Here is a 20,176-nt window from a genome sequence, read left to right as displayed (position 1 = left end):
TTTGGCATCGCGGGCAGAGCGCATCCACCGACCCGCGTCACACGGATCATTTCCACCAGTACTCAACCTGCACGCCCACGTTGGAACCATGCCGCGTGCCGCCAAATGCACCGGTGTCGGACAGCGCCGAACCGGCCGCCAGTTCATTGGCTGCGCGCTGGGCCGCCGCGTTCCAGCTGGCATAGGTGTAATACAGTCGTATTTCCGGGCGGGCCCAGAATTCCGGGCCCTTGGGCGACCAGGTAGGGGCAAAGGTGAATTTGCTCAGCTTGCGTGTTCCATCGCTGGCCTGCACTTGGTCATGGCCCAGTTCGGCCACCAACTTGAACTGATCGGTGATGGCGTAGGCCGGACGAACCCCCAACGACAGCCAGTCCTGATCGGCGCCATCAGGGCGAATGTCCTTCTGGTACACCGCCTGCATTTGCCCGCCGAAACGCGGCGTGACCTGCCAATCGAAAAACTCCACCAGACGATAGCTCTTGTTGCTGCCGTCCAGTCCGGTATCGCCGGTATAACCCAGTCCTGTGCCGGGCCCCTCACCGTATTGCAAGGCCAGTTTATTCTTGCCGCCAAGGAAGTCCTGCTGCACATGCTGGGCGGTCAAGGCCCAGCCGCGATGAGCACCGCGACGATTCGCCTGATCGATGAAGCTTACGCCGAACTCCAGCTCGCCACCGGCGTTGGTATCGAAGCCGCCCACGTTGAAATCATGCCGGTTGACTGGGTCTTTCTGGTACAGGTTGTCCTTGCGCGAAAAGGCGTAGCTGTATTTCAGCCCGCCGATCAACACATCCTCGATTCCGGCCCCAGTGGCGCTCTGGTTCCAGTAGTAGAAATCGGAAATATGGATGTCGTTACGCTTGTAGTAACGCCGACCGGCCCATAGCGAGCCTCCGTTCAGGCTGGGCATGTTCGACCACTGGGCATACATCTGCGGCATCCGCGCCGCGCCGTTTTCGCCCTGGAACGTCGGTGTGCGGTCGTAGCGGTTGTACAGCGACGCCATGCCATCCACGCTCAGTACCGAACCGTCGTCGAGGGTGAAAAGGTCCTGGCGCAGCTCCAGTTCGCCATATTGTTCGCACTCGTTGCCCAATCGGTATTTGCTTTGTGCCCCGGGCAACTGGAAACAGGATTGGGAGCGGCCATTGGTGGCGCTGCCGACGCCACTGCGCAGGTAGCCGGAGAACTCCAGGGCCTGGGCCGGGAATGGCAACGTAAGGCAGATACAAGACACCGCAAGTCCACGATTTATTGTTATTTTCATATGCCGCTCCTTCTTTTTTATTGTTTTTTGATGCACTTCAATCGTCCTTCGCCTGCCAACGAATGGGCGATAAAGGGCACACGGTGCGTCGAGCGCAACGTGATCGCTATCAGGCAATGCCTGGGTCAGAAATGACGTTTATTCAGTCGCTCAGGTGCAGCACGAACGACTCGTAGGGGCGTAGAAACAATCGTCGCTCACGATGTTGGCGGTCGTAGTTGCCGATCACCCAGCGTTGCTTCGTGTCGCCGGAGAGGGTCCCTTCGGGCAACTGGACTTCGCAGTCGCCACCGTAAAAGTGGCTGACGACCAGCAGGCGCTCGCCCTGGCCTTCGCGCAGGTACGCCCACACATAGGGATGCTCGGGCAGCAGCAGACGATAGACACCGTCCTGGATCAGGGCTTCGCTGCGACGTAGGGCAATCAAGCGACGGTAGTAATGCAGTACCGAGGTAGGGTCTTGCAGTTGCTGTTCGACATTGATGAAGGCCGCGTTGGCGGGTACATCGATCCAGGGTTCGGCACGGCTGAAACCCGCATTCGGCCCGGCAGTCCATTGCATCGGCGTACGCCCGTTGTCGCGGGACTTTTGCATGATCGGCGCCATGGCCTCGGCTTCAGACACTCCGGCGTTGCGCTTGAGGCGGTAGATGTTCAGGGTTTCCACATCGCGGTATTGATCGATGTGATCGAAGCCCGGATTGGTCATCCCGAGTTCCTCGCCCTGGTACACGAAAGGCGTGCCTTGGAGAAAGTGCAGCGCGGTGGCGAGCATCTTCGCCGAGACCACCCGATACTCTCCGTCTTGCCCGAAACGCGACACCACCCGCGGCTGATCATGGTTACACCAGAACAGTGCGTTCCAGCCGCCACCGGCCTGCATGCCGGTCTGCCAGTCGGACAAAATGCGCTTGAGCTCTAAAAAGTCGAAGTCGGCCCGCACCCACTTTTGCAGGTTCGGGTAATCCACTTTCAAATGATGGAAGTTGAAGGTCATCGACAACTCCCGTGAGTCCGGGCACGAGTAACGAACGCAGTGCTCAAGGTTGGTGGACGACATCTCGCCAACGTTGATCAGGTCGAAGCCTTCGAAGACTTCCCGGTGCATGTCCTGCAGATAGCGGTGTACGTTCGGGCCATCGGTATAGAAACGTCGGCCATCGGTGTGATCGTCAGGAAAGTCGGCCGGCTTGGAGATCAGGTTGATCACATCGAGACGGAAGCCGCCCACGCCCTTGTCCCGCCAGAATCGCATCATCTTGAACACTTCGGCGCGTACCTGCGGGTTGTCCCAATTCAGATCGGCCTGAGTGTGGTCGAACAGGTGCAAGTAATACTGACCGGTCTGTGCTTCGTACTCCCAGGCAGAACCACCGAATTTGGATTCCCAACTGTTGGGCTGGTCGCGCCAGATATAGAAATCGCGGTACGGGTTGTCGAGGCTGCTGCGAGCAGCCTGGAACCAGGGGTGCTCGATGGACGTGTGGTTGACGACGATATCGAGCATCAGCTTGATGTCGCGCCTGTTGGCTTCGGCGATCAACAACTCGCAATCGGCCATGGTGCCGTAGCTGGGGTCAATGGTGTAGTAATCGCTAATGTCGTAACCATTGTCCCGTTGCGGGGAACGCAGGAACGGGGTGAGCCACAGGTAGTCGACTCCCAGCCAGTTCAGGTAATCGAGCTTGTCCACGACGCCCAGCAAATCACCGGTGGCCTGGCCGCCGTGGCTGTAGAAACTCTTTGGATAAATCTGATAGATCACTGAGCGTTGCCAGTCTTGCATGGCGAGATTCCTTCAGTCTGTTGGGTGCTGGCCCGCAGGTTTCATTGCAGGCAGCCCGGCTACATGGAGGTCAGGCGACGCGATACCCGGGCCGGACGATCTTCATGCTCAACGCGCAGGTCAGGGCAAAGGGCACGCTCATGGCGATGACCATGCCGATCACGAACATGGGTATGGCGTCGGGAACGATCGAAATGAAACCCGGCAAGCCTCCCACGCCAATGGCCGAGGCCTTGATCTTGTTCAACGAGAGGAAAATGCAGCCCAGGGCCGAACCGGCCAAGGCGCAATAAAAGGGGAATTTGTAGCGCAAGTTGACCCCGAACATCGCCGGTTCCGTGATGCCGAAGTAAGCGGAAATAGCCGAGGTGGACGCCATGCTCTTGTCCCGGGCACTGCGGGTCATGTAGAACACCGCCAGCGCCGCGCTACCCTGGGCCAGGTTGGACATGACGATCATCGGCCAGATAAAGGTCCCGCCCTGGGTCGAGATCAACTGAAGGTCCACCGCCAGGAACATGTGGTGCATGCCGGTGACTACCAGCGGCGCATAGAGCAGGCCGAAAATCGCGCCGCCAATCACCGGCGCCAGGTCGAACAGCGCCACCATGCCTTCGGTGATCAGGATCCCGAGGTGCCGGGTAACCGGCCCGATGATGGCGAGGGCCAGCACCCCGGTGACCACAATGGTGGTGATGGGAATCACCAGCAGCTGGATGGCATTGGGCACCCTGGCACGCAACCATTTCTCGATCACGCTCATGACATAGGCCGCCAGCAGGATCGGCAGGATCTGCCCCTGGTAGCCGACTTTTTCGATCCGGAACCAGCCGAAGATATCGAAATAGGGCAGGCTCTGGCCGTCCAGCCCCGCCACGGCCTTGCCGTAGTTCCAGGCGTTGAGCAGGTCCGGGTGGACCAACATCAGGCCCAGCACGATGCCGAGGATTTCACTGCCGCCAAAACGCTTGGCCGCCGACCAGCCCACCAGGGCCGGCAGAAAGACGAAGGAGGTGTTGGCCATCAGGTTGATCAGGCTCCAGACACCGTCCAGGTTCGGATACGCGTCGAGCAACGTCTGGCCGGCAATGAACATGCCCTTGGCCCCCAGCAGATTGTTGACGCCCATCAACAGGCCGGCGATCACCAAGGCGGGCAGGATCGGCATGAACACGTCGGAAAGCACCCGTACCAGGCGCTGCATGCCGTTGCCCTTCTGCGCGCCCTGGCGCTTGACGTCGGCAATGGTCGCGGCGGCCAGCCCCGTCAGCTCCCGCAGGGCGGCGTAGACCTTTTCCACTTCGCCTGGGCCGATGACTACCTGGAACAGCCCGCCGGTAAAAAACGAGCCCTTGACCAGGTCGATCTGGTTCAGCGTTGCGCTGTTCACCCGGGCGGCGTCCTTGAGGGATAGGCGCAGGCGCGTCACGCAATGGGCTGCTTGCTCGATATTGTCGACGCCACCGAGGCTTTGCAGCAGCTCACTGGCGATTTTGGAGTAGTCGTGGCTCATGCTTTTTTTCTTCCGCGTCATTCTTGTTATTGAGAGTCGACAGCACGTGGAAGGGAAAGTACTCGTCTGTACGAGTTAAATCAACAACTCGTACAGACGAGTTTTGAAATTGTTTATGATGCCCCCCCTGAAAAAAGGAAACGTCCTACGCTCCTCTCATCAAATAATGACAGCCGAATGGACAAATCCCCCACTTGGCCCTTAAGGTTCCGCCCCGGTGAACAGCGCGGTACAGAGCCCTCTCCATGAATAAATACAACCGGATCTACAACGATCTGCTGACCAGCATTACCACTGAACGCCTGGAGCGTGGCGCCCGCTTGCCTTCGGAAACCGAACTGATGGACAGCTACCAGGCCAGTCGAGGCACCGTGCGCAAGGCCATCGAACAGCTTCAGGAACGTGGTTTTGCCCAGAAGATCCACGGCAAGGGCACCTTCGTGCTGTCGACCTCCCCCATCGAATTCCAGCTCGGCGGCATCGTCAGCTTCCAGGAGACGTACCCGCGCCTGGGCGACGACGTCAGCACCGATGTGGTCGAATTCAGCCAGATGCCCCTGGAAGGTGCCCTGCTCGAGCACATCAAGGCACCCGCCGGCAGCCAGGTGACGCGCATCAAGCGGGTACGACGAATCGACGGCAAACGGGTGATCCTGGACATCAACCATTTCGTCAGCGACGTGATCCCCGGCCTGACCCGCGACATCGCCGAGCGCTCGATCTACGCCTTCATCGAACAGACCCTGCAGCTGCAAATCGCCTATGCCCAGCGCACCATCGAAGCGGTTCGCTGCGGCAAGGACGACCAGCAACACCTGGACCTCGACGGCCAAAGCCACGTCATCGTGGTCAGCAACCAGACCTTTCTCCAGGACGGCCGACAGTTCGAGTACACCGAATCACGGCATACCCTGGATAAGTTTTATTTTTCGGATGTGGCGCGGCGCTGAAGTCGTGTGTGATTGGCAGTCGCGAAGCATAGGCAATGTGTTTATGCACGGTTGGTTTACCGAAAGACCGCTTCCGTAAGCCCTTGCGACTCAAGCCACAGCCTCGCAGCAACGCTCGTGTCCAGTGCTTGCGCAGGAACCTTGGCAATGGCTGGATAGCCGCGTGTTTCGCCGAGCCTGTCCGGGCCGTAATAGACACCGCCTTGTGCCTGCGGTGACGTCGCGGCGAAGAGGGTCGGCAACGCCCCCTGCGCCGCCGGCTGGAACAGGAACCACATGTAACGACGAGCCATGCCCGGAACGCTCCGTGCGCCGGCGCCATTGGGCAACAGATCAGTGCGCGAAATGCCAGGATGAGCAGCGACGCTCTGGATGCCCCAGCCCCCAGCATCGCTGCGGCGTTGCAATTCAAGGGCGAACATCAGGCAAGCGAGTTTCGATTGGCTGTAAACCGGCATCGGCTTGTAGCTGCGCTGAGCTTGCAGATCATCGAAGTCGATCGTGCCGCTTCGGGCGGCGACGCTTGAAAGGCTGACCACCCGGGGCTTGTTGCCCTTGCGCAGCAGCGGCAGCAGTTGAGCAGTCAAGGCGAAGTGACCCAGGTAGTTCGTGCCGAACTGCAACTCGAATCCGTCGCAAGTCACCTCACGCTTCGGCGGCGCCATCACTGCCGCGTTGTTGATCAGCAAGTCCAGGCTGTCGCGCGAACTTCGCAGACGCTCGCCGAACGACTCGATGGATTCGAGGCTGGCGAGGTCCAGTGCCCCGAAAGTCACATTCGCGCCGGGAACCCTTTGGCGAATCTGATCGACTGCTGCGGCGCCTTTCGACGGATTTCGACCGGCGATGATGACATTCGCACCGGCACGGGCCAGCGCCAGCGCGTCTTGCAAGCCAAGGCCGCCAGTACCGGTGACGACCGCCGTACGGCCGCGTTGGGAAGGGATGTCGGAAACTGTCCAGTGGGTCATGATCCTTGCCTGCCGAGAAGTCGGAACATACACTAGGTGCATATAAATATGCACTTAGTGCTAACTTTGCTGCACTCAGTGCAGAAATGCAATAGGCCATCGGAATGTCAGAATCCATCCCTCCCGCAGACGCAGCACCCACAGAAGGCTTGCGGGAAAGCAAGCGCCGCGAAACACGCCAGCGCATCGCCGAGGCCGGCCAGCGTTTGTTCCTCGTCAACGGTTACGAAGGCACAACGCTGGACACCATCGCGGCAGCGGCTGGTATCTCGCGCCGCACGTTTTTCTCGTACTTCAAATCGAAGGACGACATCATCTTGTTCTGGCAGGACGCCGATTCGGCCAGGCTGATTGCCGATCTGCTGAAGACATCGCCCGACGTACCGCCACTCGATGCTGTTCGCGATGTGATGGTCAAGCACATCGCGCGCTATACGACCGAGCAGATGACAGCCGTGGACAATCTCATGCGTTCGAGCGAATCGCTGCTTGCGCGCAAGCAGGCGTACTACGCGCAACAGGAACAAGCGCTGTTCAACGCGCTGTGTGAAGTCTGGCGGCAGCCTGAGCGGCGGTTGGCCCTTCGGATGGTGGCTGTGGTGTCCGTCGGTGCGATGAGACTCGCGCTCCAGGCGTGGCGGGATCAGACCGGCCAGCGAAGGCCGGTGGCCAAGTTCCTGCAGGACGCCTTTGACAGTTTGAAAACAGAGCTTTGACTGTAGCGACGGGGCATTTGCGGGTGGACATTGATACCGGACGCGGCAGAACTGCCACGTCCGGTTCGGGAAAAGCCTCGGCGTACGCCGGGCCATGCTGCGAGGTCACGCGGCCAGTGTTCAGCCAGTTGCGGCTGTTGGCTAAACTGTCGGAACGGTGCCGCCGTCGATCCGATACTCGGCTCCTGCGATCGAAGCAGACCGCGGGGACGCCAGGAAAGCGATCAAATCGGCGACCTCTTGTGGTGTGGCCGGTCGACCCACTGGAATGCCTCCCAGCCAATCCATGACGATTTTCTTGCCGCCCTCGTAATCCGTTCCGGCGTCTGCCGCCATCCGCTGCGCAAACGCTACGGAAGCCTCGGTCTCAATCCAGCCCGGCGCAACGCTCAACACGCGAACGCCCTTCGGCGTCACCTCTCTCGCCAGAGACTTGCTGTAGGTCGTGAGGGCCCCCTTGGCTGCGGCGTAGGCGGTGGTGGACTCGGGCAAAGGCAGCACGCGCTGGATGGAGCTGACGTGGATGATGACGCCGGAGCCCTGAGCCAGCATCGCTGGCAGCAACGCACGATCCAGGCGTACGGCAGGCATCAAGTTCAGGTTCAGCTCGGCGAACCAGTGCTCATCACTGATCGCGGCGAAACCGCCACCGGGAGTGTTCGAACCGCCGAGCACGTTGATCAGGATATCGACGCCGCCCCAGTCCTGCAGGACGGTCTGAGCAAGGTGATTCGTACCTTGCGCCGTCGACAGATCGGCAGCCACGTAGTTGACGCCCTCCACCGGCTCCGCTGGCAGGGTGCGCGCGGATGTCGCCACCCGAGCACCGGCCTCCACAAGGGTTTTCACGACGGCAGCGCCAAGGCCCAGCGTGCCGCCGGTGACCAATGTCCGCAGGCCATTCAGATGAAGGTCGAAGCTCATGCCGTGATCTCCAGCGATGCGATCAGGCCGCGTTCAAGGCGAAAGCGGTAGGACAGAACGATCGGGCTGCCAGGGAAGTTGCCGGTGACGTTGGCGCGGACAACTTGAAAGCCGTCCTCTCCCTCAATGGCGAACGGCACGCTCGTCGCGCTGTACTTGGCCGATGCCTCGGCCATAAAGGCCTTGATGGCGTCGACGCCCGTGTAGGTACGGCCGTCGTCCTTCATGACGGCTTGCGCGGTGAAGCAGCGCGCCAAGGCGTCGGGGTTGTGTTCCGCCGCGAAGTACGCGGCAATAGGCTCAGGAAGGGTCAAGGTATTCAAGTTTTGGCTCCATGGGGTCAGCGAAGGCCTCAGGATGCGCGTCTACCTGAATTCAGTGAATACACTAGAATCTTTATAGGTTGCTTAGGAAACGATACAGAATGCGTGGATCCGACTTCGCTGAACTGAAGGCCTTCGTAGCCGTCGTGGAGCGCCAGAGCTTTGCCCGAGCTGCAGAGCATTTGGGCCTATCGCCGTCGGCACTCAGCCAGACCATTCGGCAACTCGAAGGCCGCATCGGCGCTCGCCTTCTGAATCGCACAACTCGAAGCGTCGCGCCATCGGCCAGTGGCGAACGGCTCTACAGACGCATAGCGCCATTGTTTCGGGAGATGGCTGCTGCAGTCGCCCAAGCCAGTGAGGCGACAGGACAGATGAGCGGCACGCTTCGCATCAACACGCTGGGGATCGCAGCGCGGACCATCATCGCACCCCGGCTTTCACGCTTCCATCAAGCACACCCTGACGTGGTTCTCGACATCGTGGTCGACGACGCGCTCGCCGATATCGTCTCTGGCCGCTTTGATGCGGGCATCCGCGTGGGTGGCCAGCTCGAGAAAGACATGGTTGCCGTGCGCCTCACGCCGGACCTGAACATGGTGGCCGTGGCCTCCCCGGACTATATCGCGCGCAGAGGAACCCCCAAGTCACCTGCCGATTTGCATGACCATACATGCATCAACTGGCGACTCCAGATGGACGGCAGGCAATATCGTTGGGAGTTCGAGAAACGAGGGCAGCGAGTCGAAGTGGCGGTGGACGGCCCCGTCGTCACCAATCATGCCGACATCGGCATTGCTGCCGCGCTGAACGGGCTCGGCATTGCCTATCACTTCGAGCGAGATGGCGTGGGCGAGCTCTTGACCCAGGGACGGCTGGTCCAGGTCCTGCCGGACTGGTCGATTTCACGCCCGGGGCTGTTCCTCTACTATCCGAGCCGCCAGCATCGACCCGCCCTCCTCGGGGCGTTCATCGACTGTCTCTTGGATCGAAAACCGTTCGATCAGCTCTAGGGCAAGCGTCTTGGACTTTGACTTGAAGTTACGCAGTGCGGTGTCGGTAAGCATCGAGGTTTTTCCTCCGGTGCATGACGGCTTTTACCGCCAGCCCCCTGTCAGCTTGCCGGATTGCATGCCATGACGATCCACGCCGCGCCGTCGATCATCACCGACCGCTCGCCGGGGAGGCCCGCGAAGGCGGCACGAACCGCGGCCCAGGCGCGGGCACGGATGTCGTCGGGCTGATCAGCGAGCACAAGCGATAATGGGCCGCCTTCGAACGCCATCTTCACCGCGTCGTCGATAGCCGCGTCCCGCGTCCCGCCCTCGCCGAACGGGATGGAAGCATCGAAGGGCGCGATAGTGATACCGGTGAAGCCGGCCGCCGTCAGGATGCGTGTCACCCGCCCCCGGTCGCCGAACGAGAATGGGCCGGGCGCTTCGGGATCGGTCGGTGTGGTCAGTGGGACGATGCCCTTGATCGCGCTCATCGGCAGGCGAACCCAATCGTTCTCGGCCACGCCGCGCCAGCAGACGAAAGCGACCCGCCCGCCCGGCCGGAGCGCGCGTCGCATATGGGCGAACGCCCCTGTCGGATCGTCGAAGAACATCACTCCGAAACGCGAGAACAAGATGTCGAACGCGCCCTCGGGCAGCTCGGCGCGGCTGGCGTCGGCTACCCGGAACTGGGCCGACGTATCCTGGGGCGCCCGTGCGCGCGCTCGGCCGATCAGCGGTTCGGATATGTCCACGCCCAGTACATGGCCGCCCGCGCCGACGCGGGCGGCCAGAGCCAGGCTCGACGCGCCCGCACCGCAGCCGACGTCCAGCACGCGTTCCCCCGTGGCGGGCGCGGCGGCTTCGATCGCGGCCTGGCCGAACACCGCAAACATGGCGTCGAGCCGGGCCTGGTTGGCGGCCCAGTACTCTCCGCTTTGGCCATTCCAGTCGGCGACCTGAGAGGCTTTTTGCTCTGTCATGACATCTCCTCGTTTTGATTCGTTCTTAACCAGCTACCCTTTGATCGAGGCAAGGAAAGGACGCTACTTGGCCCATGCCGCGATCCGTTCCGCGATCGCCTCAGGGGCCTCGATGTGCAGGAAGTGACCGACGCCGGGGACGATCTCCATCGCGTGCGGGGCGGCGAACCGATGTCGGTCGTCGACCTGCGCGGGGAGGATGCAGCCGTCGTTGGCACCGTGAAGCTGCAACAGGGGCACCGTGATCGGCTGAGACATGCGGCGCGTCGCCCCAATCATGCCGGGGCGCAGCATCGCCCGGTAATATTTTAGGGGCGCGGGCATGCTCTTGCGCAGATGATCGTGTAGCTCTGCCTTGAGAGCGGGATCGAGCGAGAAGCCGGGCGACCACTGACGCCAGAGGCGGTCGATGAAGGCGAGATCGCGGGCGGTGGCGATCCAGCCGCTTCCAGGCAGTTGAAAGAGCCCCATGTACGAGCTCCGACGCAGTTGAGCGGGGCGCGTCAGCCGGCTCATGAACGTGAGTGGGTGAGGGATTGCGAGCGCGACCGCGCGTTCGATCCGCTCCGGCGCGGTGACGCAGGCGTCATAGGTGATCAGGGCGCCCCAGTCGTGGCCAATCAACTCCACGGCTCGCCCCGGAGACCAGCGGTCGATCAGCGCGAGCACGTCGCTGGTGAGGGCTGCGAAGTCGAACGGGCCCGCAGTCGGGGACGGTGAGTAACCGCGAAGCCAGGGTGCGATGACGTGACGGCCACGGCGGCCGAGCTCAGCAAGGAAGGGCTTCGCGGTCGGCGGATGATCCGGGAAACCGTGCAAGACGATCGTCGGTTGACCATCGGGATCCCCCCCCTTCAGCGCATGAAAGGTGCCGTGTGGCAGGTCGAAAGTGACGTGTTCGAACTCCATGTGTGTCAGCCTTTTTTCAAGAGTGGTCGGGCGAGAATGCTGATGCTGGCTTCGGTTTTTCTGGTCTTGGACATGTGCGCCTCCATGCTCATCTCCAATCTGTGCTCTCAAGCCGGCACCGACTGCTGGGCGAAGGTACCCGCCATCGCGCCTTGCCATATTTCTGGAGTCAGGCCGTGCAAAAGCCGGGGACGGCAACCTTCTGGAACAAGTGCGGGGTGGCTACGACGGATGACGGATAGGCCGAAACCTTCGCGACGAATTCGGGACGAGCGAAGGCATCGCGGAGCGTCTCGGTGGACTCCCACACCACATAGTTCAGGAACGTCGGGCTATCACCGATCGCTCGGTGCAGTTGGGTGGAGATGAAGCCCGGCTGCTGCTTCAGGGTTTCGCCTGCCGCCTTGAAGGCGTCCAGGAAGCCCGCTTCGTCGGCGGAACCGACCGTGAATATGTTGATAAGTACGATTGGCGCGGCCGAGATGCCGAGTTGGCGCTCAAGCGGGAATTTATCGTCTAGCGGCTTGAATTTCTTCAGGACTTCCATGGTGGCACTCGCGTCTATTGTGAAGTTGGAATTGGCGTGATCGATGCTGCTTGATCTCAAACCAGCATCGACTGCTGGGCGAAGATGCCCGCCGTCGCGCCTTGCCATGATGCCGTGGTGACCGAGGGCATTGCGGGGTTGGCGAGGTCGCCGGCGGCGTAGATGCCGGGCACGCTGGTTTCGCGGCGCTCGTCGACCTTGAGGACGATGCCCTGGGGCGTATCGACCGTGGCGAGACCCAGCGATTCATGCAGGCGTGCGGACGGCTTGTTGAGCGGATGCGCGAACAGGATGTCGACCGCGACAGAGGGGCCGGCGTCGAGCCTGACGGTGGCGTTATGGCTCTCGTCATGGTCGATTTCGGTGATCCGACCATCGACGACAGGGATGCCACGGCGCGCCAGATCGGCCCGGATGTCGGGTGGAATGTCGTGACCATTGGCGAAGACCGTCAATGTGTCGGTCCAGTCGTGGTACAGCCTGACGTAGTTGTGCGACATTGGGCCGGACCAGACGAGGCCCCAATGCCGGCCGGCAACTTCAAAGCCGTCGCAATAGGGGCAAGGCACGATGGAGGTGCCCCAGCCTTCGGCAAAGCCAGGCAGTTCAGGCATCTGGTCGGCGACGCCATAGCTCAGGATCAGGCGGCGCGCCCTGAGGGTTTCGCCCTCGCCCGTGAGGACGGAGAAATCGTCGATAGCGCCGGAGACGCTCTCGGCCCGAGCAGTGACCAGTTTGATCGTGGAATAGCGCGCCAGCTGCTGTCGCGCCTCGGCCAGGATCTCCAGCGGTGGCTTGTGGTCGTGGCCGAGCAGGCCATGGGAGTGGTCGGCGAAGCGATTGCGCGGCAGGCCGGTATCGAGAACGGTGACCTTGCGGCGGGCACGGCCAAGCTGCAGGGCGGCGGCAAGACCGGCAAAACTGCCGCCGATGATGATGACGTCATTCATGGTGATGGGCTCCGTGCTGTGATGAAGGGAGATCGCTTGCACAATTAAGAAACTATGGAGTACCATAATTCACGAATTTAGATACTGTCAAGTACTGGAATTTTATGAGCGGAAACAGTCAGGGCCGACGCGGCCGCCCCGTCAACGATGCGCTAGGCCAGACGATCATCGACGCCGCGGGCGAACTTTTTGTGGAATTGGGTTTTCAAGCGACGACAATGGACAAGGTCGCCCAGCGGGCGAAGATATCCAAGCTCAGCATCTATCGGCACTTCGAGAACAAGGAGGCGCTGTTCAGTGCGGCCATTGCGGCCCACTGCCAACAGTTTGCACCGCAGGCCCTTATTGAAGGCGTCGGCGGTTCGGCGGCAGATCAGCTCATGGCGGTGGGAACATCCCTGCTTCGCACGTTGCTGAGCCCCGACGTGCGCAGTGTCGAAGCCATGATCATGGCCGACAAGACGAATCAAAAATCGTTAAGCAAGCGCCATTACGAAGCCGGCCCCGCCTATGTCATTGCCCAGATCGAGGCCCTGTTGCGTCAGTTGCACGCGAAGGCGGTGCTGAACGTGCCCGATCCTCTGCGGTCCGCCCGTTTGTTTGCCGCGCTTTTCAAAGGATCCGATCTCCTGATGATCGCGCGCTTCGATGAGGCCAGAGCAGAGGACGACAATGAAATCGAATCCTATTGCCGAGCGGCCGTCGCCATGTTCATCGCCGCGCACGAAAAATAACGCCATGCCCGAAAAAGTACTCATGCGTCACGAGAGAACCCAACGAAACCTGGCTGATCAAGAGATTTGATCCCAGGCCCTTCCCTGCCAAGACGACAGGGTATCGAGCACCCAGCAGGGCATTTCCCCAAAAAGCCAAAAGCCCGCAATTACGCGGGCTTCAGGGCATTTCCTGCTAATGGGTGCCGGACAATGCCGGACGCCCCATCATTCCCACTCAATCGTCGCCGGCGGCTTGCTCGACACGTCATACGTGACGCGGGAGATGCCTTCGATTTCGTTGATGATGCGCCCGGAAACGGTTTCCAGCAGCTCGTAGGGCAGGTGTGCCCAGCGAGCGGTCATGAAGTCGATGGTTTCCACGGCACGCAGGGCCACGACCCAGGCGTAACGACGGCCATCGCCGACCACGCCCACCGATTTCACCGGTTGGAACACCACGAACGCCTGGCTGACCTTGTGGTACCAGTCGGCCTTGCGCAGTTCCTCGATGAAGATGTGGTCGGCGCGACGCAGCAGGTCGGCGTATTCCTTCTTCACTTCACCGAGGATCCGCACGCCCAGGCCCGGGCCCGGGAAGGGGTGGCGGTAGACCATGTCGTAGGGCAGGCCCAGTTCGAGACCGAGGCGACGAACCTCGTCCTTGAACAATTCGCGCAGCGGCTCGACCAGCTTGAGGTTCATTTCCTCTGGCAGGCCGCCGACGTTGTGGTGGGACTTGATCACGTGGGCCTTGCCGCTCTTGGCGCCGGCCGACTCGATCACGTCAGGGTAGATGGTGCCCTGGGCCAGGTACTTGATGTTGTCCAGCTTGCAGGATTCGGCATCGAACACGTCGATGAAGGTGCGGCCGATGATCTTGCGTTTCTTCTCTGGGTCGGACTCGCCGGCCAGGTTGTTCAGGAACTGCTCTTCGGCGTTGGCGCGGATCACCTTGACGCCCATGTTCTCGGCGAACATGGCCATCACTTGCTCACCTTCGTGCAGGCGCAGCAGGCCGTTGTCGACGAAGACGCAGGTCAGTTGGTCGCCAATGGCCTTGTGCAGCAATGCGGCAACCACCGAGGAGTCGACGCCGCCGGACAGGCCCAGCAAAACATTGTCGGTGCCGACCTGGGCACGGACCTGGGCGATGGCGTCCTCAGCGATTTTTGACGGGGTCCACAGGGCTTCGCACCCGCAGATGTCGAGGATGAAGCGCGACAGGATGCGGCCGCCCTGCTTGGTGTGGGTCACTTCAGGGTGGAACTGCACACCATAGTAACGGCGATCATCGTTGAACATGCCGGCAATCGGGCAGCTGGGGGTGCTGGCCAGGATGTGGAAGTCTTCCGGCATCTTGGTGACCTTGTCACCGTGGCTCATCCACACGTCCAGGCCGAACAGGCCGTCGGCGTCGATGTGGTCTTCGATGCCGTCCAGCAGGCGGCTCTTGCCGACCACGTCGACGCGGGCATAACCGAACTCACGCAGGTCCGAACCTTCGACCTTGCCGCCCAGTTGCTCGGCCATGGTCTGCATGCCGTAGCAGATACCGAAGACCGGCACGCCCAGGTCGAACACGGCTTGCGGGCAGCGCGGGCTGTCGGCTTCGTGCACGGACTCGGGGCCGCCGGCGAGGATGACGCCTTTCGGAGCGAATTCGCGAATCGCTTCGTCATCCATATCGAACGGATGCAGTTCGCAGTACACGCCGATTTCACGCACGCGGCGGGCGATCAGCTGGGTGTACTGGGAACCGAAGTCGAGGATCAGGATGCGGTGAGCGTGAATGTCGAGGGCCATGACTCATTCTCATGTAGTGAATCAGAAACAACTCGGGGCTGAATGAACAGCCCCGGTGATTAACGTTTTGCTGGAAGCCTTAACCTACGCGGTAGTTCGGCGCTTCCTTGGTGATCTGCACGTCGTGGACATGGGACTCGGCCATACCGGCGCCGGTGATGCGCACGAATTCCGGCTTGGTGCGCATCTCTTCGATGTCGGCGCTGCCGGTGTAGCCCATGGAGGAACGCAGGCCGCCCATCAATTGATGGATGATGGCGCTCAGGGTGCCTTTGTACGGCACGCGACCTTCGATGCCTTCCGGCACCAGCTTCTCGGCACCCGCGGAGGAGTCCTGGAAGTAACGGTCGGAAGAGCCCTGGGCCTGGGACATGGCGCCCAGCGAACCCATGCCGCGATAAGCCTTGTAGCTACGGCCCTGGAACAGCTCGATCTCGCCCGGCGCTTCTTCGGTACCGGCGAACATCGAACCCATCATCACGCAGTAGGCACCGGCGACAATGGCCTTGGACAGGTCACCGGAGAAGCGGATACCGCCGTCGGCGATCAACGGCACGCCCGTGCCTTCAAGGGCGGCGGCGACGTTGGCGATGGCGCTGATCTGCGGCACGCCGACACCGGCGACGATACGGGTGGTGCAGATCGAGCCAGGGCCGATACCGACCTTGACCGCGTCGGCGCCAGCTTCGGCCAGGGCCTTGGCAGCTTCGCCGGTGGCGATGTTGCCGCCGATCACCTGCACGTCAGGGAAGTTCTGCTTGACCCAGCGAACGCGGTCGATCACGCCTTTGGAGTGACCGTGGGCGGTGTCGACCACCACCACGTCAACGCCGGCATTGACCAGGGCGGCGACGCGGTCGCCGGTGTCCTTGCCGGTGCCGACCGCAGCGCCGACGCGCAGACGACCCTGGTCGTCCTTGCTCGCCAGCGGGTAGGCCTTGGCTTTTTCGATGTCGTTGACGGTCATCATGCCCTTGAGGGCGAATTTGTCGTCGACGATCAGCACACGCTCGATACGGTGCTTGTGCAGCAACTCGCGGACTTCGTCCTTGTTGGTGCCTTCCTTGACCGTGACCAGGCGCTCTTTGGGCGTCATCACTTGGCGGACGGAAGCATCGAGACGGTTCTCGAAACGCACGTCGCGGGAAGTGACGATGCCGACCAGGTCGCCATCGTGCAGTACCGGAACGCCGGAGATGTTGTGCATGCGGGTCAGTTCGAACAGATCCCGGACCGTGGCGTCAGCCTCGATGGTGATCGGATCCTTGACCACGCCAGCCTCGAACCGCTTGACCTTGCGCACTTCGGCGGCCTGCTGTTCGATGGTCATGTTCTTGTGGATGATACCGATACCGCCTTCCTGGGCCATGGCAATGGCCAGACGGGCTTCGGTCACGGTGTCCATGGCGGCGGAAACCAGGGGGATATTCAGTTCGATGCCACGGGTGAGACGGGTTTTGAGACTGACTTCGTTGGGCAGTACTTCGGAATAACCGGGCACTAGGAGAATGTCGTCGAAGGTCAGAGCTTCTTGGCTGATACGCAGCATCGCGGGGGCTCCCGAGCGGGAAAATGGAAGCGCGCCATTATACTCATGGACCCCGTCTGGCTCAATGTAAAACTCTGTCTATTATTGGCGGGCTGATTGACGGGGCAAAACCACCACACTCTTATACAACACAGAACCCCTGTGGCGAGGGAGCTTGCTCCCGCTGGGCTGCGAAGCGGCCCCGGCTTTTGGCGGTTGCTGCGCAACCGAGCGGGAGCAAGCTCCCTCGCCACGGGACTGCATGCCCCCTCACCTACAACTCCACCCTCACCCAACTCACCGGCTGATCCAGCCAATCGGCAAACTCATCGAGAAAGTCCTGCTTGAACCCCGCCTCCAGCCAGTTATTAAAGATGAACCCCAGGTTGGAAAAGCCGCACGGCTGCAGGAACAGGAAGCCGTTGATGTCATCTTCGTGCCCACACTCGGGGCAGGTGAAGTTGTCGGTGCGCGCGGGCATCCAGTCTTCCAGGCTTTCGAACAGCGCCTCGCCGACTTCCTTGCGGCACTCGGCACAGCCGGCCTCTTCAAGAAAGCCCTTGGCCGGCGTATAGATGCAGCGCTTGGTGATGATCTCCAGGCCATTGATCGCTTCGCCGAACGGCAAGGCTTCGGGGTGCATTACCACGTCGCGGGCACCGGGGGCGATGGCGTGGGCCATGCGATTGCCGGTGCGCCCGCAGGTGGTCAGTTGTTCTTCGACGATGTTCTTGCGCACCAGCCAGCGCACGATCGCCCGGGCCCGGGGCTCGTGGACCGGCAGGGTGGAAATTTTCGGGACGATGATGCTTTGCGAATTCATGACGAGACCTGGAGGTTCCCATGGGGGCGAATAAAGGCCGGCAGCTTAATCCCTGGCCGAGCCAGGTCAAGCACTCAGGTAACGCCCGATCAAGGCAATGCCGCTGGCGAGCACCAGCCAGGTCACCAAGCGCACGAACGCCTCGCGCGACAACCTCATGGTCAGGCGACGACCCACCCACAGCCCCAGCGCCATGGCCGGCAACAAACACAGCGCCAGTACCAACAAGGGTAGCTCGGCATACACGCCGGCGACGATAAACAGGCTCAAGCGCACCACCGTGCTGCAACTGATCAAGGCGCTTTGCGTGGCCCGGGCCGGGTCCTTGGGCAAGCGGCTGTTCAGGTAGATGGCATATAAAAAGCCACCACTGCCAAATAACGCCCCGAACATTCCGCCCACCGTGCCCATCGGAAACGCCCACCGCGATGACAACTGCGTCGGCCGGGTTTTTATCAACAGGCTATAGATGGCATAGCTGCTGATGAACAGCCCCATCAACAGCAACAACAGGTCGGACTTGAGGTTGAGCAGGAAAATCACCCCCAGGGTGCAGCCCAGTGCCATGCACGGCAGCAACCGCAGCAGCTCCGGCCGGGACACATCCCGACGCGATGGCAACAGGTTGCCGAAGGCCGCGACAAAGTCGAGCAGGACCAGCAGCGGGATGATCTTCGACAATGGCATGAACAGCAACAGGATGGGCGCGGCCACCAGTGCCGTGCCGAACCCGGCGATGCCGAACACGATGTAGGCCAGGGTAATGGCCGAGCCGATCACCAGCCATTGCATGGGGGCAAATGCCCACTGGCCCAACCACGACAGAAGATTCATCCGGCACGTCCCTGATGACGAAGCAGCGACTTTAGCCAGAGGCTGGTGGCATATCCAGCATTTGTGGTGGCTGAACTACCGCATTCGCGAGCAAGCCCGCTCCCACAGGTACAGCGTCAACCTTGAAAGCGCTGATATCCCCTGTGGGTGCGGGCTTGCTCGCGAAGGGGACGACTCGATCTGACAGAAAGCGCACAGAAGGAATTGTCTGCACACATGGAGATTCACCAGCGAATGCCCTTATCATGCCGCCCATGATTAAAGATCCCTTTGCCCGACTGGGCCTGGACCGCGAGGTCCTGACTGTCAGCCAGCTCAACGGCCGTGCCCGGGTGTTGCTTGAAGACGTGTTCAGCAACATCTGGGTCGAGGGCGAAATCTCCAACCTTGCCCGTCCGGCCTCCGGCCATGTGTACTTCACCCTCAAGGACAGCGGTGCCCAGGTGCGTTGCGCGCTGTTCCGGCAGAATGCCGCCCGGGTGCGCCAGGCCTTGAAGGACGGGCTGGCGGTGAAGGTACGCGGCAAGGTTTCGCTGTTCGAAGGCCGTGGCGATTATCAGTTGATCCTCGACACCGTGGAGCCGGCCGGCGATGGCGCCCTGCGCCTGGCCTTCGATGCCCTGAAGGAAAAACTCAGCGCCGAGGGCCTGTTCAGCGCCGAACGCAAGGTGCCGTTGCCGGCCCATCCGCAACGCATCGGCATCATCAGTTCGCCCACGGGCGCGGTGATCCGCGACATCATCAGCGTGTTCCGCCGCCGGGCGCCGCAGATATCCCTGACCTTGATTCCCACCGCCGTGCAAGGCCGCGAAGCCACCGGGCAAATCGTCCGCGCCCTGAAGCTGGCCGATGCCCGCGGTTTCGATGCGCTGATCCTGGCCCGGGGCGGCGGCTCGCTGGAAGACTTATGGTGCTTCAACGAAGAAGCCGTGGCCCGGGCGGTGGATGCCTGCGTCACGCCAATCGTCAGCGCCGTCGGCCATGAAACCGACGTGTCCATCAGCGATTTCGTCGCCGACGTGCGCGCCCCGACCCCGTCTGCCGCCGCTGAACTGCTGGCTCCGGATGCCGGCGACCTGGTGCGCCGGGTCGAAAGCCTGCATCGCCGACTGGTGATGCGCATGCGCGACCGCCTGATGCGCGATCAATTGCGCCTCGAAGGCCTCACCCGGCGCCTGCGTCATCCCGGCGAACGCCTGCGCCAGCAAGCCCAGCGCCTCGACGACCTGGACATGCGCCTGCGCCGGGCCTTCGAGCGCAGCCTCAATACCCGCCGCGAACGCTTGATCCGCCTGGAAACCCGCTTGGCCGGGCAACATCCGGGCCGACACCTGGCGTTACTGCGCCAGCGCCTGGACAGCCTGGCCGAACGCCTGCCCCGGGCGATGCGCGAAGGCCTCAAGGCGCGCCGCGTGCAATTGCACAACCAGATGCAGACGCTGCACATCGTCAGCCCCCTGGCGACCCTTGGCCGCGGCTACAGCATTTTGCTCGACGAACGCGGCCATGCGATCCGCAGCGCCGGGCAAACCCAGACCGGCCAGCGCCTGACCGCCAAGCTCGGCGAAGGCGAACTGCTGGTGCGGGTCGAAGACAATCACCTGACGCCAGTCACCCTTTCTTTACTGGACTGAT

19 protein-coding genes are annotated in these 20,176 nt (G+C 61.7%); 5 read left to right on the top strand and 14 right to left on the bottom strand.

The annotated features are described in order from the left end of the window. Positions 1-46: 46 nt before the first annotated feature. From BT125_RS15195 to treP, 3 genes are all read right to left on the bottom strand, one after another. Positions 47-1,270 (bottom strand): maltoporin, encoded by a 1,224-nt coding sequence (locus BT125_RS15195; protein ID WP_072408140.1) that lies wholly within the window; start codon positions 1,268-1,270, stop codon positions 47-49. A 142-nt stretch (positions 1,271-1,412) separates the two neighbouring features. After that, entirely contained in the window at positions 1,413-3,056 is a 1,644-nt protein-coding gene (gene treC / locus BT125_RS15190) for an alpha,alpha-phosphotrehalase (RefSeq protein ID WP_072408138.1), read from the bottom strand. A 70-nt stretch (positions 3,057-3,126) separates the two neighbouring features. Next, positions 3,127-4,569 carry a PTS system trehalose-specific EIIBC component gene (treP, locus tag BT125_RS15185; RefSeq protein ID WP_072408136.1) on the bottom strand — a complete coding sequence of 481 codons (1,443 nt, stop codon included), beginning with the start codon at positions 4,567-4,569 and terminating at the stop codon, positions 3,127-3,129. Between the two features lie 245 nt (positions 4,570-4,814). Between treP and treR the strand changes: the two genes are divergently transcribed. Continuing rightward, positions 4,815-5,519 carry a trehalose operon repressor gene (gene treR / locus BT125_RS15180; protein ID WP_072408134.1) on the top strand — a complete coding sequence of 235 codons (705 nt, stop codon included), beginning with the start codon at positions 4,815-4,817 and terminating at the stop codon, positions 5,517-5,519. 56 nt (positions 5,520-5,575) lie between these two features. On the opposite strand, the gene BT125_RS15175 is transcribed toward treR, so the two are convergent. After that, complete coding sequence (locus BT125_RS15175) at positions 5,576-6,490, bottom strand: SDR family oxidoreductase (RefSeq protein ID WP_072408132.1); 915 nt, start codon at positions 6,488-6,490, stop codon at positions 5,576-5,578. A 104-nt stretch (positions 6,491-6,594) separates the two neighbouring features. On the opposite strand from BT125_RS15175, the gene BT125_RS15170 reads away from it, so the two are divergent. Beyond that, on the top strand, positions 6,595-7,206 hold the full coding sequence (locus tag BT125_RS15170; RefSeq protein WP_072408124.1) for a TetR/AcrR family transcriptional regulator: 612 nt from the start codon (positions 6,595-6,597) through the stop codon (positions 7,204-7,206). Positions 7,207-7,347: 141 nt separating this feature from the next. On the opposite strand, the gene BT125_RS15165 is transcribed toward BT125_RS15170, so the two are convergent. Both BT125_RS15165 and BT125_RS15160 read right to left on the bottom strand, forming a co-directional pair. Beyond that, positions 7,348-8,130: an SDR family oxidoreductase gene (locus tag BT125_RS15165; protein ID WP_072408122.1), complete on the bottom strand. Its 783-nt coding sequence runs from the start codon at positions 8,128-8,130 to the stop codon at positions 7,348-7,350. After that, positions 8,127-8,453: a nuclear transport factor 2 family protein gene (locus BT125_RS15160; RefSeq protein WP_072408120.1), complete on the bottom strand. Its 327-nt coding sequence runs from the start codon at positions 8,451-8,453 to the stop codon at positions 8,127-8,129. The genes BT125_RS15165 and BT125_RS15160 overlap by 4 nt, the downstream gene beginning before the upstream one ends. A gap of 101 nt (positions 8,454-8,554) precedes the next feature. On the opposite strand from BT125_RS15160, the gene BT125_RS15155 reads away from it, so the two are divergent. Continuing rightward, positions 8,555-9,466, top strand: a complete 912-nt coding sequence (locus BT125_RS15155; protein WP_072408118.1) for a LysR family transcriptional regulator — start codon at positions 8,555-8,557, stop codon at positions 9,464-9,466. 101 nt (positions 9,467-9,567) lie between these two features. Here BT125_RS15155 and BT125_RS15150 read toward each other — a convergent pair whose 3' ends face one another. From BT125_RS15150 to BT125_RS15135, 4 genes are all read right to left on the bottom strand, one after another. Continuing rightward, positions 9,568-10,431 (bottom strand): class I SAM-dependent methyltransferase, encoded by an 864-nt coding sequence (locus BT125_RS15150; protein WP_072408116.1) that lies wholly within the window; start codon positions 10,429-10,431, stop codon positions 9,568-9,570. A 63-nt stretch (positions 10,432-10,494) separates the two neighbouring features. Next, the gene (locus BT125_RS15145) at positions 10,495-11,340 is read right to left on the bottom strand and encodes an alpha/beta fold hydrolase (protein ID WP_072408114.1); all 846 of its coding nucleotides are present in this window, start codon (positions 11,338-11,340) and stop codon (positions 10,495-10,497) included. A 169-nt stretch (positions 11,341-11,509) separates the two neighbouring features. After that, positions 11,510-11,887, bottom strand: a complete 378-nt coding sequence (locus BT125_RS15140) for an antibiotic biosynthesis monooxygenase family protein (protein WP_072408112.1) — start codon at positions 11,885-11,887, stop codon at positions 11,510-11,512. Between the two features lie 56 nt (positions 11,888-11,943). Then, positions 11,944-12,837: an NAD(P)/FAD-dependent oxidoreductase gene (locus BT125_RS15135; RefSeq protein WP_072408110.1), complete on the bottom strand. Its 894-nt coding sequence runs from the start codon at positions 12,835-12,837 to the stop codon at positions 11,944-11,946. Between the two features lie 104 nt (positions 12,838-12,941). On the opposite strand from BT125_RS15135, the gene BT125_RS15130 reads away from it, so the two are divergent. Next, positions 12,942-13,571, top strand: a complete 630-nt coding sequence (locus BT125_RS15130) for a TetR/AcrR family transcriptional regulator (RefSeq protein ID WP_072408108.1) — start codon at positions 12,942-12,944, stop codon at positions 13,569-13,571. Positions 13,572-13,778: 207 nt separating this feature from the next. Here BT125_RS15130 and guaA read toward each other — a convergent pair whose 3' ends face one another. The 4 genes from guaA to BT125_RS15110 form a co-directional block, all read right to left on the bottom strand. Further along, positions 13,779-15,356 carry a glutamine-hydrolyzing GMP synthase gene (guaA, locus tag BT125_RS15125; protein WP_072408106.1) on the bottom strand — a complete coding sequence of 526 codons (1,578 nt, stop codon included), beginning with the start codon at positions 15,354-15,356 and terminating at the stop codon, positions 13,779-13,781. A 79-nt stretch (positions 15,357-15,435) separates the two neighbouring features. Continuing rightward, a complete protein-coding gene (gene guaB, locus BT125_RS15120; RefSeq protein WP_060739079.1) occupies positions 15,436-16,905 on the bottom strand; it encodes an IMP dehydrogenase in 1,470 nt (489 codons plus the stop codon). A gap of 253 nt (positions 16,906-17,158) precedes the next feature. After that, positions 17,159-17,707: a sugar ABC transporter ATPase gene (locus tag BT125_RS15115; protein ID WP_072408104.1), complete on the bottom strand. Its 549-nt coding sequence runs from the start codon at positions 17,705-17,707 to the stop codon at positions 17,159-17,161. A 66-nt stretch (positions 17,708-17,773) separates the two neighbouring features. Next, positions 17,774-18,541, bottom strand: a complete 768-nt coding sequence (locus BT125_RS15110) for a sulfite exporter TauE/SafE family protein (protein ID WP_072408102.1) — start codon at positions 18,539-18,541, stop codon at positions 17,774-17,776. Positions 18,542-18,795: 254 nt separating this feature from the next. Between BT125_RS15110 and xseA the strand changes: the two genes are divergently transcribed. After that, on the top strand, positions 18,796-20,175 hold the full coding sequence (xseA, locus tag BT125_RS15105; RefSeq protein ID WP_072408100.1) for an exodeoxyribonuclease VII large subunit: 1,380 nt from the start codon (positions 18,796-18,798) through the stop codon (positions 20,173-20,175). Position 20,176: the final 1 nt, after the last annotated feature.

Source organism: Pseudomonas sp. NFACC04-2 (assembly GCF_900119265.1).
GTDB lineage: Bacteria > Pseudomonadota > Gammaproteobacteria > Pseudomonadales > Pseudomonadaceae > Aquipseudomonas > Aquipseudomonas fluorescens_AA.
The sequence above is the reverse complement of the archived record's forward strand: the minus strand, read 5'-3'. Positions and strand labels throughout refer to the sequence as shown.